The 16,117-nt window shown below is 67.5% G+C and carries 7 protein-coding genes; 2 read left to right on the plus strand and 5 right to left on the minus strand.

What is annotated here, in order from left to right; translation table 11 throughout:
* Positions 1–47 precede the first annotated feature (47 nt).
* Together OD750_RS21080 and OD750_RS21085 are read left to right on the plus strand one after the other, a co-directional pair.
* Entirely contained in the window at positions 48–6,440 is a 6,393-nt protein-coding gene (locus tag OD750_RS21080) for a DUF7933 domain-containing protein (protein WP_272842108.1), read from the plus strand.
* A gap of 202 nt (positions 6,441–6,642) precedes the next feature.
* The gene (locus OD750_RS21085) at positions 6,643–7,095 is read left to right on the plus strand and encodes a TerB family tellurite resistance protein (RefSeq protein ID WP_263544074.1); all 453 of its coding nucleotides are present in this window, start codon (positions 6,643–6,645) and stop codon (positions 7,093–7,095) included.
* A gap of 36 nt (positions 7,096–7,131) precedes the next feature.
* On the opposite strand, the gene OD750_RS21090 is transcribed toward OD750_RS21085, so the two are convergent.
* The 5 genes from OD750_RS21090 to OD750_RS21110 all read right to left on the minus strand — a co-directional run bounded on the left by OD750_RS21090 (position 7,132) and on the right by OD750_RS21110 (position 16,094).
* On the minus strand, positions 7,132–7,434 hold the full coding sequence (locus OD750_RS21090; RefSeq protein WP_263544075.1) for a hypothetical protein: 303 nt from the start codon (positions 7,432–7,434) through the stop codon (positions 7,132–7,134).
* Between the two features lies 1 nt (position 7,435).
* Positions 7,436–11,419, minus strand: coding sequence for an RHS repeat-associated core domain-containing protein (locus OD750_RS21095; protein WP_263544076.1), 3,984 nt, complete (start codon positions 11,417–11,419; stop codon positions 7,436–7,438).
* A gap of 124 nt (positions 11,420–11,543) precedes the next feature.
* Complete coding sequence (locus OD750_RS21100; protein ID WP_263544077.1) at positions 11,544–12,095, minus strand: tetratricopeptide repeat protein; 552 nt, start codon at positions 12,093–12,095, stop codon at positions 11,544–11,546.
* Entirely contained in the window at positions 12,052–13,473 is a 1,422-nt protein-coding gene (locus OD750_RS21105; RefSeq protein ID WP_263544078.1) for an RHS repeat domain-containing protein, read from the minus strand. Before OD750_RS21105 ends, OD750_RS21100 begins: the two co-directional genes overlap by 44 nt.
* Positions 13,474–13,475: 2 nt before the next feature.
* Positions 13,476–16,094 (minus strand): RHS repeat domain-containing protein, encoded by a 2,619-nt coding sequence (locus OD750_RS21110; protein WP_263544079.1) that lies wholly within the window; start codon positions 16,092–16,094, stop codon positions 13,476–13,478.
* Positions 16,095–16,117 lie beyond the last annotated feature (23 nt).

The raw sequence follows: 16,117 nt of genomic DNA on the forward strand, positions 1-16,117 counted from the left end.
CCAAGCTGCTGGCCGCGCCCTCGTCGCTCGAGCGCGCGCGCCACACGGTGGTGTTGAGGGACGCGCCGCTCGCCTCGTACGACGGTTCGCTCAACGGCTATCCGACGCTGCCGCGCAACGAGTCCGGCGCGAACCAGGGCCGCGTCGACGTGAACTCGTCCGCGGCGCGCGCGTACCTGAACCTGCTCGAGCAGAAGCAGAACGCGTTTCTCGCCGCGGCCGGCACGCAGGTCGGCCGCGCGCTGACCGCCGACGTCACGCTGCGCCACGCGGTCAACGCGGTCATTCTCGACCTCTCCGACGCCGAAGCGCAGGCCCTGCGCGAGCGCGGCGACGTGATGCTGGTCGAACGCGAACGCCAGCTCGAACTGCTGACCGACCGCGGCCCGGCGTTCATCGGCGCGCCGTCGATCTGGGACGGCAGCGCCACCGGCGGTGTCGCGACCAAGGGCGAAGGCATCGTCGCGGCCGTGCTCGACAGCGGCATCAACTGGCAGAGCCCCGCGTTCGCGGGAACCGGCCCGATCGACGGCTACGTGCACGTCAATCCGCTCGGCGCCGGCAACTATCTGGGCCTGTGCGGCCCGACGCCGCCGAACGCCGATCTGGGCCGCTGCAACGGCAAGCTGATCGGCATGTACAACTTCACCTCGACCTCGCCCACGCGCAGCGCGACCGACGACGACGGCCACGGTTCGCACACCGCGAGCACGGTCGGCGGCAACACCTGGGACGCGCCGTTCGGCGGCGGCACCTTCCGCATCTCCGGCGTCGCGCCGCACGCGAACATCATCGCGTACAAGGTCTGCGTCGGCAGCTGCCCGAGCTCGGCGATCACGCAGGCGGCCAACCAGGCCGTCGCCGACGGCATCGTCGACGTCATGAACTTCTCGATCTCCGGCGGCGGTTCGCCGTGGACCGACGCCAACTCCGTGGCGTTCCTCGGCGCGCACAACGCCGGCATCTTCGTCGCCGCCTCGGCCGGCAACAGCGGTCCGGCGGCCGGCACGTCCGACCACCAGGAACCGTGGGTGCAGACGGTCGCGGCCTCCACGCACGACCGCGTGCTCGGCTTCAACCTCGACGCCGCGGGCCCCGGCACGCCGCCGGCGAACACGCAGAACATTCCGCTGCGTCCCGGCGCGCCGCCGATCCAGACCGGCGATTTCATCGCCACGCCGATCGTCAGGAGCCCCGGCTTCGCCGACGGCACCACCGACGGCTGCACCGCGTTCCCGGCCGGCACGTTCACGCGGCCGTACGCGCCGCCGGCCGACCGCGTCTTCGCCGACGGCTTCGACCCGCCGGTGGCCAATCCGCCGCCGGTCGGCGCCATCGCGGTGCTGAACCTCAACCAGAACAACTCCGGCTGCGGCAGCGGCGTGCGCCAGACCAATGCGGTCGCGGCGGGCGCCATCGGCGTGATCTTCGTCGACGCGTTCTACATCAACCTCGGCGCGGCCGGTAACGCCTGGTCGATGCTGCGCTCGAACTGGGACAACCTCGCGCTGCTCGACCCGGCCACCGTCACCGTGTCGATCACGCTGCCGGCGCGCGCCTATCCGGGCACCGGCGACGTCGTGGCCGACTTCAGCTCGCGCGGTCCGCGCGCCCTGGCCGGCAACCAGTTCCTGGTCAAGCCCGACATCGCCGCGCCCGGCGTGGACATCCTCGCCGCGTACCAGGCCAACGTGGGCGCCACGCCGAACGCGAACGAGACGGCGCTGGAGAACGGCACGTCGATGGCCAGTCCGCACATGGCCGGCGGCGCGGTGCTGCTGCGCGCGCTGCATCCCACGTGGACGCCGATGCAGATCAAGTCGGCGCTGATGCTCACGTCCAAGACCGCCGGGCTCGTCAAGCAGAGCGGCCAGCCGAGCGATGCGTGGGACCGCGGCGCGGGCCGCGTCGATCTCGCCGCCGCCGCCAAGGCCGGCCTCGTGCTCGACGAAACCGGCGCGAACTTCCTGGCCGCGAACCCGGCGACCGGCGGCAACGTCGCCAACCTCAACCTGCCGAGCCTGGCCACCGCCAGCTGCGTGGGCACCTGCACGTTCACGCGCACGGTGCGCCGCGCGCTGACCGGCGCGCAGACCTACACCGTGTCGACGGCCGGCTTCCCCGGCTCGGCCGTCGCGGTCACGCCGGCGAGCTTCACGATCGGCAGTTCCGGCACGCGCGCGCTGACCATCACGGTGCAGAGCCAGCTGCTGCCCGAAGCGGCCTGGGCGCTCGGCGAAATCGTGCTGACGCCGGCCAGCCCGGCCGAGCCGCCGATGCACATGCCGGTGGCGATCCGTCCGGGCGGCCCGGTCATCGCGACGACGCCGACGGCGCTCAATGCCACCAGCGATCTCACCAGCGTCCAGACCCTGACGATCAAGAACCTCGGCAATCCGACGCTGAACTGGACCATCGGCACGAGCGGCACCGCGCAGGTGACCCCGCTCAACACCGTCACCACCGGCAACGGCCAGCAGGGCGGCTTCTACAACGGCAGTTCGCGCGGCTACTACTGGGCGCAGAACTTCGACGTCACCGCCCAGACGCACGTGACCACGCTGCGCGCCAACGGCTTCACCCTGCCCAACACGACGCTGACCACGAGCAACACGCCGTCGGTGACCTTCAGCATCTACGCCGACGCCTCGGGCGTGCCCGCCGGCGCGCCGCAGGGCTTCGGCGCCGCCCCGCTGTGGACGTACTCGAACACGATCGGCACGCCCAACGGCATCACCACCACGAGCGGCAACCTGCAGCTGAACCTCACCGCCGCGAACGTCGCCGGCACGCCGCTGGATCTCGCCCCGGGCCGCTACTGGCTGATGGTGTGGCCCACGATCAACGGCCAGGGCAACGCCACCGCCGGCAATCCGCTGTGGGCGTGGCGCGTCAGCTCCGACCCGCAGATCGGCGCGCAGCCGCAGCTGTACGCGCCGTGGGACGACCCGCTCAACTGGCAGTTCGACGTCGACACCAAGACGATGTCCGCGTTCGTGCAGGGCACGGTCGACTGCACGCAGCCGGCGTGGATCGGCTACAGCAACACCGGCGGCGCGCTCGGCTTCGCGGGGCAGACCACCACCGACGCCACGTTCAACGCCGCCGGCCTCGCCGCCGGCACCTACCGCGCCACGCTGTGCCTCAACAGCAACGCCACGAACGCGGCAACGCTGCCGGTGCCGCTGACGTTCGTCGTGCCGAACGGCGGCCTGATGCCGCCGACGCTGTCGAAGGCGTTCGCGCCGACGAGCGTCGATACGGGCGTGTCGAGCACGCTGACGCTGACACTCGGCAACGGCAGCGGCACTGCCGCAACGTTGACTTCCGCACTTGTGGATAACTTGCCGAGTGGACTCGTGGTCGCCGCGACGCCGAACGCGTCGACGACGTGCGCGTCGGGTTCCGTCACGGCGACCGCGGGCGCGGGCTCGGTGACGCTCGGCAGCGGCGCGCAGATTCCGGCGAACGGCAGTTGCACCGTCGTTGTCAGTGTCAGCGCCGCGAGCGGCGGCAGCTATCCGAACACGATTCCGGCCGGCGGCCTCGTCACCGATCGCGGCAGCAACGTCGCGGCGGCGAATGCGACGCTGACCGTGACCGTGCCTGTGATCCCGCCGACCGTCACGAAGGCGTTCGCGCCGACGGGCGTCAACACGGGCGTCAACAGCACGCTGACGATCACGCTCGCGAACACGAACGCGACGGCCGCGACGCTGACGGCCGGCCTCGTCGACACGCTGCCCGGCGGCCTGGTCGTGGCACCGACGCCGAACGCGTCGACGACGTGCACCGGCGGTTCGGTCACGGCCGCCGCGGGCGCAGGTTCGGTCACGCTGTCGAGCGGCGCGCAGATTCCGGCGAACGGCAGCTGCACGATCACGGCCGACGTGCGTTCGGGCTTCGCAGGCAGCTACGCGAACACGATCGCCGCCGGCGCGCTGCAGACGTCGGCCGGCACCAACGCCGCCGCGGCGAACGCGACACTGACGGTCACCGCACCGACGTTCGGCAGCTTCCCGCCGACGGAGAACTTCGACGTCGGCGTGACGCCGCCGGCGCTGCCGGCGAGTTGGACCACCGACGTGACGGGTAGCGGCACGGCGTGGCTCACGCAGACGACGAGCGTCGATACGGCGCCCAATGCGGCGTTCACGGCATCGAAGGCGACCACCGGCTCGGCGAGCCTCGTCAGCCCTGCCGTCGCGGTCAACGCCGGTGCGCGGTTGACGTTCCGCCATCGCCTGACGACCGAAGCAAACTTCGACGGCGGCGTGCTCGAGATCTCGGTCGACGGCGGCGCATTCCAGGACATCGTTGCGGCCGGCGGAACGTTCGCAGCCGGCGGCTACGGCACCACGCTGAGCAACGATGCGAGCTGCGTCGCGACGCCGAACCCGCTCGCGGGCCGCGCGTCGTGGAACGGCACGATCGCCGCATACACGACCGTGACAGCCGTGCTGCCGGCGTCGACGGGAGGACACAACGTCGCGTTCCGCTGGCGTCACGGCAGCGATTGTTCGTCGACACCGGCCAACAGCGGCTGGTGGGTCGACTCGATCGCCCTCGATACCGGCAGCGGCATTTCGGTCACCAAGGCGTTCGCGCCGACCAACACGCCGACGGGCTCGCCCAGCAAGCTGACCGTGACGCTGAGCAATACCAATACATCGCCGGCGACACTGTCGGCGGCGTTGACGGATACGTTCCCGGCGAACCTGGTCGTTGCCGCGACACCCAACGGCAGCACAACCTGTGCCGGAGGCAACGTCACCGCAATCGCCGGCGGCGGGTCCGCGTCGCTCGACCCGGGTGCGACGATTCCGGCGTTCGGCACGTGCACGTTCAGCGTCGACGTGTCCAGCGCCACGCCGGCCATCTACGTCAACACGATCGCCGCCGGCGCGCTGCAGACGTCCAACGGCAACAACGCCGCGGCAACCACCGCAAACTACCAGGCGGTAACGCCGGGCGTACCGACGTATTCGACCGGCTTCGAATCGCCGTTCACCGCCGCCGCGCTGAACGGACAGCAAGGCTGGGGCGCGTCGGGCGCGCAATGGGTCGTTTCGACGCTGAATCCCGGCGCGGGCACCCAGCACATGCGTGCGACCTCGAACGCATCGGCGCCCGCATCGCCGCAGCTCGCGCTGTCGCCGACGCAGGCGCAAGGCACGACGACGTATTCGATCGCGAGCGCAAGAATTGCCATCGGGAACAATGCGACAGGTTCGACGTGGGACTTCTCGCCGCAAGACACCGGCGCCGGTCTCGTCAACACGCGCGTGCAGTTCGTCCGCGGCACGCGCGTGATCAACGTCCTCGAAGGCTCGACGTCGACGTTCGTCAACACCGGCGCGCAGTGGCCGGCGGCGACCTATTTCGACATCAAGGTGGAAATCGAACGCGCGACGAAAGCGCTCAAGGTGTGCCTGAACGGCACGACCATCTACACCGGCACCGCGTTCGCGGGCAGCGTCCGCAACATCGCGCTGCGCGGCTCGTTCGAGACGGGTTCGAGCACCAGCACCTACGACGTCGACAATGTGACGATCGAAAACAGCAACACCGACGGCGGTTGCGCGCCGGCAGTGCCGACCGTGAACCAGTCGTATTCACCGCCGGGCGTCGAGGCGAACATACCGAGCACGTTGACGATCGCGCTGACCAACATCAACGCGACGCCCGCGACGCTGAGCGCCTCGGTCGGCCAGACGTTCCCCTCCGGTCTCGTGATTGCGCCGACACCGAACGCCAGTACGACATGCACGGGCGGTTCGGTGACGGCCGCTGCGGGTACCGATACGGTGACGCTGTCGAGCGGCGCGCAGATTCCGCCCGGCGGTTGCACGGTCAAGGTCGATGTGGTGTCGGCGACGGCGGTCGACTACACGACGACGATCCCGGCCGGCGCGCTGCAGACGAACTTCGGCAACAACGCCGCGGCGAGCGTCGCGAAGCTATATGTCGGCAACATCATCGTGAACTCCGGGCCGATCAACGTCCTGGTGCCGGCGAACAGCACCGGCGTCTACTTCGACTTTGTGGCAGGCACGAACAACACGACCGGAGCCGGCAATTCGACATTCAACCCGTACGGCTCGACAAACCTGACGTTCTTCTGGGCCAATGCGGCGACGCTCACACCGGTAGGCGTGTCGGCGACGGCCGGCGGCCCATACTCAGTGCTCGCCTCGGGTGCGACGGTCGGCCCGGCGTCGGTATTCAGCAACGCGACGACCGCGGCAGCGGCCGCCAACTGGCGCGTCGCGGCCGGCGTCAACGGCTATCTCGGCATCCGTTTCCTCAATACGACGGTGACGCCGAACGTGACGACCTACGGCTACGTGCACATGACCACGAGCGGCACGACCGGGCATCCGGCCACGGTAGTCGAGTACGCGTACAACCGCGCCGGTGGAGCGATCACGATTCCGTAGCCGACAGCCACAAAGCAAGAAAACGCGAAAATAGACCGGGCGGGGAGCAATCCCCGCCCTTTTTTTGCTCACGAACCGGCGCGACCTGCACGAGCCGTGAAAACGGCGTGACGGCAATCGGCGCCCGACTGCGTACTCTTTCATTCAACGCCGGATCGGCGCAGCATTCGCGCACGGCGCGAACGACAAGGAGAGATCGACCATGGCACACACGGACAACCAGCCCCACGGCTTCGGCGCGATGCTGCGCGACCTGCGCACCGCGATCGGCGAAATGCTCGGCGGCGGCAAGCTCGAACCGGAACAGGCCGCGACCGTCGAGGTCGTGTTCGGCCTCCTGGGCTACCTCGCCGGCGCCGACAGCATCGTCACGACGCACGAGGCCGAGTTCACCAATCACCTGATGGACGAATTGAACTTGTCCACACGTGCACGCGACCTCGCGCACGAAGCGTTCGCGCGCGGGCGCAAGCGCGAGATCGAGCTCAACGTCGAGATCAACCGCTTCCTGTCGATCCACCCGAAGGGTTCGACCGAGGCCAGGCACCTGCACGATTCGCTGTACCGGCTAGCCGCCGCCGACGGGCGCATGATGCCGCGCGAGAAGATCGTGCTGGAGCAGATCACCGGCGCGCTGGGATTCGCCTCGAAATAGCCCGCTCGCCGGTTCCGCGCACGGCGTACAGGCGCGTCACCGGCTCGGCCTGATGCGGATGTCGGCGATGTCGTCGTCCGACACGAAGACGCCGAAATTGCCGCGGCCGAGCACGAGCGAATCGCGGCGATAGACGATGAGCCACTTGCGCAGGTCCGGGTGAAACTCGGGCCGTTCCGCGCGCACGCCGGTCATGTCGACGCCGAGTGCGTCGAGATGACGCCGCGCGGCCTGCGCGACGTCGGCCTCGTCGAGCTTCGGCCGGCGCGCGTCGTCCGCACCCGCGCATGCCGCGGCGCAGAGCAGCAACGACGCGACGAGAACGCGGCGCCGGTTCACTTCACTTCGCCTTGAGGTTCTCGATTTCCTGTTTGACCCATTTGATTTCCACCTTGATCATCTCGGTGCAATAGTCGCCGTAGCAGATCGAATCGACGAACTGCATCGCCTCGTAGCATGCCAGCTCGTCGTTGTGCGCGTTGAGTTCGGTCCACTTCTTCTCCTCGGGCGAGCTCGCCGCGATGATGTACGTTCCGCCGACCGGCACACGCAGGCACAGCGTAGGATCGGTGGCGCGCACGTCGGCGATGTGCCGGCTCTCGTGCACCATCGCGCAGCCGACGATGCAGGGATCGAGGCCTTCCTCCAGCTCGATCTCGAACCCGCCGTCGCGGCAGAGGGGCTGCCCGTCGCCATCGCGGGGCATCGGGCCGGGCGGCCTCGGATGCAGCTCCCACAGGCCGAGCGGATCGGCGAGCGTCAACGGGTTCGCCGCCGCGTAGGCGAACGTCGCCGTGCCGGCGTCGAGCCCGAGCGGATCGCGCTCGACGTAGCGGCCGGTCGACGGATCGTAGTCGCGATGGAAATTCTGATGCAGTCCGGTCTCCGGGTCCTCGTACTGGCCCGGCAGTCGCAGCGGATTGGCGATCGTCGATCCCGGCCGCGCGCGGGTTTTGCCGAACGCCTCGGCGAACGACGCCCAGACGACCGCGCCCTGCGCGTCGACGACGCGCTGCGGCGCGCCGACCGGATCGTTGCGGTAGACGTAGGTGTGCCACTCGCCGCCGGCCTTGTCGGCGAGCCACAGCGGCTCGACGCGCCAACCGTCGTTCGGGCGCCAGCCGTACAACCGCGTCGCCGTGCCCGCGGCGGACAGCTCGGCGACGAGCCGGTCGTCGGCATACATGAACCACACGACGCCGGCGGCGGTTTCCTTGCGGATGCGCCGGCCGAACGGATCGTAGCGATAGCGCCCGACGACGGCGCCGTCGCGCCGGACTACGTCGAGACGGCCCGTCGCGCCGTATACGAATTCCAAAGTTTCCAATGCCGGTTCGCCGCGCACCGCCTTGACCTGCCGGCCGTCGGCGTCGCTTTCGAAACGCCAGCGCGCGTCGCCCGAGCCGTAGGACACGAGCCGGTTGTCGGCATCGTACGTCCAGGTGCCCGGCTGGCGCTCGCTGCTCTTGCGATTGTGCAGGCCGTCGTACGTGTAGCGCTCGAGCGGCAGGCCGTCGACGACCTCCGGTGCACGCAGCGATGCCGGCGGCGTCGCTGCGGTCAGCCGATCCAGCGCGTCGTAGCCGTAGCCGTAGTCGCCGTCCTCGGTCGTTTTGCCGACGACGTTGCCGACCTCGTCGTAGTCGTAGCGATGATCCACGACGACGTCGCCGGCCGGCGCCTGCGCGGTTCCGCCGCCGATCGCCTGCACGCGATCGCGCGCGACACGCTGCATGTCGTCGTACTCGAGCGTGGCGACGCCGCCGGGCATCTGCAGGCGCCGCGGCATCCGCCAGAGGAAGTCGTCCCAGCGCAGCTCGCCGGCGCCGGGCAGCGACGCCGATTCGAGCCGGTTCACCGCGTCGTAGGCGAACTGCGTCGTCGTTCCGTCGGGATACGTCACGGACCTGACGAGATCGTTCGGCCAGCGATCCGTGCCGACCGACCGCGTCACGGCACCGGGGCCGCTGCCGTAGGTGATCGTCTCCAGCGTGCGTCGGCCGGACTCGTCGTACGCGTAGACGGCGCGGCTTTCGGTGTCGCCGGTCTGCTCGTAGCCGGTCAGGAGGTCGCGCGCGTCGTAGTCGTAGGCGACGGTCTCGTCCGCCGTGTTGCTGCCGGCCTCGAAATAGCGCTCGATCGCACGGCGGCCCGCGTCGTCGTAGACGTACGCGCTGCGCCGGCCGGACGCGTCGGCGCGCGAAACGAGGTTGCCCGCGTCGTCGTACGCATACGCCGTCGACGCACCCGAAGGCTGCGCGTATCCGACGACACGATCGGCACGGTCGAACGTGAAGACGTGGACGCCCCCGTTGGCGTCCTTCACGCGGATGCGATTGTTGCGGCGATCGTACGCGTAGCCCGTGACGGCGCCGAGCGCGTCGGTCGTCGCGGTCGCGCGGCCGAGTTCGTCGTAGGTCGTGAACGTCGCGAACCCGCGCGGATTCGTGCGGCTCGTCGTGCGGCCTTTCGCGTCGTACGCGGTGCTAGACGTTTCGGTCCACTCGGCGGCGGCATCGCACGACGATCGCCGGACGAGCTGCGTCTGGCGGCCGCGCTGGTCGTAGCGGTACTCGGTGCAGTACGTCGGATAGCGGCGGCGCACGACGAGCCCGGCCGCCTCGGTCCCCGCCGCGCCGTAGTCGGTCGCGATCGTGTCGCCGTTCGCCTCGATCGACTGCGTCTGGCGTCCTTCGGCGTCGTAGACGAACGTGCGCGCGACATTGCGCGCATCGGTGAGCGACGTCAGCAGACCGTCCTTGTCGTAGCCGTAGCGCGTCACGCCGCCGTCGGGTCGCGTCACCTTCGTCAGCCGCGCGTTCGCGTCGTAGTCGTACGTCGTTTCCTTGCCGGCAGCATCGGTTGCTTTCTTGATTTTGCCGACTTTGTCGTATTCGAACGTCCTCGTGTGGCCGAGCGGGTCCTTTCTCGACGCGACGAGGCCGCGCGCGTCGTACGTCGTCGTCCAGACCTTGCCGCGCGCGTCGGTGCGCGTGAGCACCCTGCCCGCGACGTCGTAGGTCAGCGAGACCGTTTCGTTTTCGGGATTCGTCGTCGTTTCGACGTTGCCGTAGGCGTCGTACGTCCAGCGGGTGGTCGCGTTCTCCGCCGGCGTCTCGCCGGCCACGGTACGCGTTTCGCGGCGGCCGAGCGCGTCGTACGTAAAGGTCGTCGTGCGCTCCAACGGCGTGCCCAGCGCTTCGATGAACGACACGAGATTGCCGCGCGTGTCGTACCCGCTGCGCGATGTCACGCCGATCTCGTCGGTGCGATCGAGCGGGCGGTTGAACCGCGCGTCGTAGGTCGCCGTGACGAACGTGCCGTCGGGCCGCACCTGCCGGATCGGATTGCGTCGCGCGTCGTATTCGGTCCGCGACACGAGACCGCGTTCGTCGGTGACGATGTCGACGTTAGCGCCGTCGCGGCGCAGCGACCGCGTCAGGCGCGTGCCGCGCATCTCCGACAGCAGCGCGCCGCGCGCGTCGTAGCGCCGTTCGACGCGCCGGCCCTCGGGGCTTTTCTCCACGATCGTGTACTGCCGCTTGCCGCGGTCGAAGTCGTAAGACCAGGTGCGCTCGCCTTCCATCGGATCGACGATCTTCGCGACCCGGTTGCCGCCGTATACGATTTGCGTCGTGCGGTTTTCCGGATCGGTGCTGCTCGTGAGCAGGCCCGACGAATAGCCGTAGAGCCAATGTTCGCCCGCGACATCGACGATTTCGGTCAGCGCGTCGCCCGTGTAGACGTATTGCACTTTGCGTTGCGTGCGATCGGCGATCTGCCGCACGTGCCGGCCGTCGGGCGTATACGCGAGCGACAGCACGGTCGCGCCGACGTGGTCCTTCACCGCGCTGATCTGTCCGTTCGGGCCGTTGCGCTCGAACACGATCGACACGTCGTTGCGACCGCCGTACGCGAGGATCTTGCCGTCGGCCGCATAGCGGATCCAGTTGCCGCCGCGGTCGTACCAGCGCCATCCCGTGAGCGTGCCCGCAGCGTCGGTCTGCCGCGCGATGAAGAACGCCTTGTCGTAGACGAACAGGTCGTTCGCGTCGCGCTCGAACGTCGAGTCGGCGCGCACGACGGTCTTGACCGAACCGTCGATCGGATCGTATTCGAAGCGCAGGTCGGCCCACGCGGGATTGACGTACCAGCGGTACTCGCCCTTGTTGACGTTTTCGGCCTGCCACGTGCGCTCGACCGCGACGTAGCCGCCGGGCACTCTCACTTTGATGTCTTCGACGGTCGTGCGGTATTCGCCGTTGGGGAGCTTGACGTTTGCCGGCGAAACGCCGGGAACGAGCGCGCATACCAACAGCAGCATCGCCGCCACCCGGCGGCAGCAGGGCTTCATCGCGCCATCCCCTGTCGGCGACGCGCGCCGACGGCGGCAAGCCTCGCGCACGATGCGCTCATGTCCCGCAAACCCGCGCTATGCCACGCAACGATTACCACTGCGACAGCTCCAGCTTCGAGAGCCGCTCGATCTCTTCCGCCGAGGCCTGGGAAAGTCGGCCGGCCTCGGCCGCCGACTGCAGGTACCGACGCGCCGTCGCCTCCTCTGCATCGCTCACGCTGTAGAGCTTCGCAAGCTCCAGCGCGGCTTCGCCGTCGCCCTTGTCGAGCGCTCGCTCGAACCAGTATCTCGCCTTGCGCATGCTTCCCGCGCGGCGAAACTTGATGCCGAGATTGATCAGCGACGTTTCGAAGCCGGCGGCGACCGCCTTGAGATCCCATTCGACCGATCGTTCGAAGTCGACGTCGACACCCACGCCGTCCTCGTACATGTTCGCCAGTCGCGACATCGCCCTGCCGTCTCCGGCGTCGGCACCCCGCACGAACCGGTCGAGCGCCGTCGCGTAGTCGCCGCGATCGTAGGCGGCGTCTCCTTCGAGATAAAGTTCGTCGAGCGTCATATCCTGCTCCGCGCGAGCCGCCGCGATCGCGGCGGCGACATCATGCCAAGGCCCAGCCGAAGAAAACGACGACGACGACGCCAATGAGGTACCACCACGGTTTCGGCGTCGGCGGCGTGATCGGCGGCGTAGTCGGCTCGAAGGGCGTCTCCTCTGGAGGACACTGTTCCGACTTGTACTGGTCCCAGTCCCACGGCTTCGGCTTCGGTATCCATTTTCCGTTCTTGTCCTGGCATTCGACCCAGCCGGGCCTCTCTTTCAGCTCGCGGCAGTGTTTGTATGGATTGCTCGTATTGCGCCCCGACGAGCCTCCTGAGCCGTTGTTGCTGCCGGCGAGGCCAGTCGGGTCCGTCGAGAACAGCGGCCGGTTGTCGACGTACCGATACAACGCGTTAAGACTTGAATCTTCCTCCGCAGTTTCAACGAGATCGAGCGCCGACATTCGCGACGAATAGCCGATTGCGGTCCTTGCCAGATAGCTCGACGCGTAGCTGCGTACGCCGATCGGATCGGCTTCGCGGTAGCGGCCTTCCGTCGGTGCGTAGTTGCGGCGAAAATTGTAGTGAAGCCCCGTTTCCTCGTCGAAGTACTGGCCGGGCAACCGCAGCGGATTGACCACGGTCGACGATGCCCCGACGCGCGTCGCGCCGAACGCTTCGGATACGCCCGACCAGACGATCTCGCCCGCCGGATTCGTCACGCGCTGCGGCGTGCCGAGATGGTCGTTGTGGTACAGCCCGAGATGCCAGACCCCGCCGGAAACGTCGGCCATCCAGAGCGGATCGGCTCCCCAGGCGCCGCCGGGCTTCCAGCCGTAGGCCCTGGCGAGGCCGCCGTTCTCGCGATATTCCGCAACGAGCCCTTCGGCCGAATACTGAAACCACACCACGCCCTGCTGGGTCTGCTTGCGGACGCGCCGGCCGAACGGATCGTGCTCGTAGCGAGCGACAACGGTCGAATCTTCGGTGACCTGCACAAGCTGTTCGCTCGCATTGTACTTGTACACGATTTCTTTGTCGGGCACCGTTCCGGCGCCGACCGCCACTTTCTGGACGTTGCCGTTGGCATCGTAGGTGAAGACCCTGCGCTCGGCATTCGCGCCGTAGCCGAGGAGCCTGCCTTCGCCGTCGTAGTTCCACGGTCCTGGCTGATGTACGCTACCGACCCGGTTGCCCGCGGCGTCGTATCCGTATCCTTCGACCGGTAGCCCCGACGGCGTCCCTTGCAGCGCGACCGGCGGCGTCGATCCGGTCAGCCGGTTCAGCGTGTCGTACGCGTACGAGAACGAACCGTCCGGCGTGGTCTTTTCGACCACGTTGCCGTTGGCGTCGTACTCGTATTCCTCGGCATACAGTTCGGGACCTGCGGGAGCCGCGGCGGTTCCGCCGCCGATGGCTCGTACGTGGATGTCCGACGGGCGCCGCAGCGGATCGAGAAGGATCGAGCGAACGACGCCGGGCATCGTCACGCGCCGCGGAACCGACCATTGAAAATCCTCCCAGCGGATTTCGCCGCCGCCCGGCAGCGCTGCCGATTCGAGCTGACGATCCGCCGTATGCGTGAAGGTCGTGCTGGTTCCGTCGGGATATGTAACACTTTTTTCGCGCCGTTCGGCCAGTACGCCGTCGATATCGTGCGGCTGAACTGCTGCGCGCCGCTGCCGAAAGTGACGGTTTCGCTCAACGTTCTGCCGGCGTCGTCATACGTATATTCGCCGCTGTTTTCGGCAGTTCCGGCCTGCACGTATCCGAGCAGCAGATTGCTGTCGTCGTACTGGTAGGCGACGGTACGAGCCGGCACGTTGCTGCCGGCGTCGAACGCCTTCTCGGATACGAGACGGCTCGCGTCGTCGTACACGTAGACCCGACGCTCGCCACCGGCCGCCGTTCTCGAGACGAGATTTCCGGCTGCGTCGTACGCATACGAAATGGTGCCGCCCGACGGCCGGATTTCGGAAACGACCCGGCCCATCAGGTCGTAGACGTACCGGTTCACCGAACCGTTCTGATCGGTGATCGACGTCCGGTTGCCGAACACGTCGTAACCGAACTTGACGGTTCCGTTGGCTGCATCGACGACTTCGACGACGCGGCCAAGCGCATCGTACTTGCGTAGCGTCGTGCGTCGCATCGCGTCGGTTTCGGTGACGACCTGGCCGAGCGCGTCGTAGCCGACGAGCGACACCTCGCGAACGCTTTCGGGATCGTCGCACGAAAAAATGCGGGTCGTGCTCGTGACGCGCCGGCGCTGATCGTACTTGTACGATTCGCAGTAAGTCGGAAAGCGCTTCGAGACGACGAGTCCCGCTTCGTCGAGCGCATCGCCGTAGACGGTCGTTTCGACGTCGTCAGCGGCGTTCGAAACCGTTTTGAGGCGTCCGTCGGCGTCGTAGGTACGGCTCTCGCGGTGGACGCCCGTATCGGCGACCGCGGTGACGCGGCCGTCGTCGTTGCGCGTGTAGGCGATCGAGGTTCCGGTCGGTCCCGTCACGTTCGCAAGCCTGCGGTTGACGTCGAAACCGAACTGCGAGCCCCTGCCGAGCGGGTCGAGCAGCGAACGGATGTCGCCGAACTTGTCGTACGTCCATCGCGTTTGCAGATTCAACGGATTCTTCGACGACTCGGCGCGCCCTGCCGCATCGTAGACGTAAGTCCACGTCTTGCCGCGCTCGTCGACGCGCTTGGTCATATTGCCGACGACGTCGTGTTCCATGCGCACTTCATGGTTCTGCGCGTCGATCGTTTTTTCGACGTTGCCGTAGCCGTCGTAGACGTACGTGGTCGTCGCGACCGGCGTCGCCGATACGCCGTGTATCGATATCGTTTCGATCTGTCCGTATTCGTCGTACGCGTACGTCGTCGTGCGTGCCTCGGGCCTGCCGTACGCCTCGACGAAATTGAGCAGATTTCCCTTCGTATCGTATTCGTAGCGGGTCACGACGCCGTTTTCGTCGATGCGCTCGACCGGAAAGTTGTAGCGCGAATGAAAGCGCGACGTACGGAACGTGCCGTCCGGATGGATCGTCTTGACGATGTTGCGGTTCGCATCGCGCTCGCTACGCGTGACCATCCCGCGTTCGTCGGTCACGATATCGGTGTTGCCGTCTCGCTTGAGCGTGAAGATGTCGCGCACGCCGCTGCGCAGCGATATGAGCCGGCCGTCCGCGCCGAAGCGCTTTTCGAGCCTCACGTCTGCCGGCGTTTTTTCCACGACCGTATAGATCCGCTTGCCGCGATCGAACGCGTATTCCCAGGTCTGCTCCTTCGCCGACGGATCGACGATGGCGACGACGCGGTTTCCCGCGTAGCGGATCGTCGTGGTTCTCGCAGGCGCAGGATCTCCGCACGTCGGATCGGGATCGCACGTCGGACCGGATTTGCTCGTCAGCAGGCCGTTGGTGTAGCCGTACTGCCAGCGGCGTCCCAGCACGTCGACGACGCCGGTCAGGAGATCGCCGGTGTATTCGTACCTCACGCGCCGGTTCGTGCGGTCCTTGACCGCAACGACGTGCGTGCCGGCGGAATCGTATTCGAACTCGATGAGCGCCGTGCCATGATGATCGACGACGCGAAAGATTCGTCCGGCGGCGTTGCGCACGAAGCTGACGGTGACGTCGTTACGATCGCCGTAGGAAGCGATCTTTCCGTCCGCGCCGTAGCGGATCCAATTGCCGAGACGGTCGTACCAGCGCCAGCCCGTCGTCGTGCCGCCGGCGTTCTTCTCGCGCGCGATGAAGAACACCTTGTCGTAGACGAAGGTTTCGTCGCCGTTGCGGTCGAACGTCGAATCGCCGCGCACCACCGACTTGACCGAGCCGTCGAGCGCGTCGAATTCGAACGCGAGATCGGCCCAGGCGGGATTGAGGTACCAGCGAAACAGTCCCTTGTTGACGTTTTCGGCCTGCCATGTGCGCGAGACGACGACGGCACCGCCGACGGCCTGCACTTTGAGATCCTCGACGATTTCCCGGTATTCGCCGTTGGGCAGCTTGACGTCCGGATCGGCCGACGCGAAGCCTGGCAACGCCAACGCCAGAGCGACACACGCGCGCGCCAGGATCGAATTCAGTAAGCCAGTTTTCATCGCAGATTCCTGTGAGAGTTGTC

It is taken from the genome of Tahibacter soli, from assembly GCF_025717065.2.
GTDB classification, from domain to species: Bacteria; Pseudomonadota; Gammaproteobacteria; order Xanthomonadales; family Rhodanobacteraceae; genus Tahibacter; species Tahibacter soli.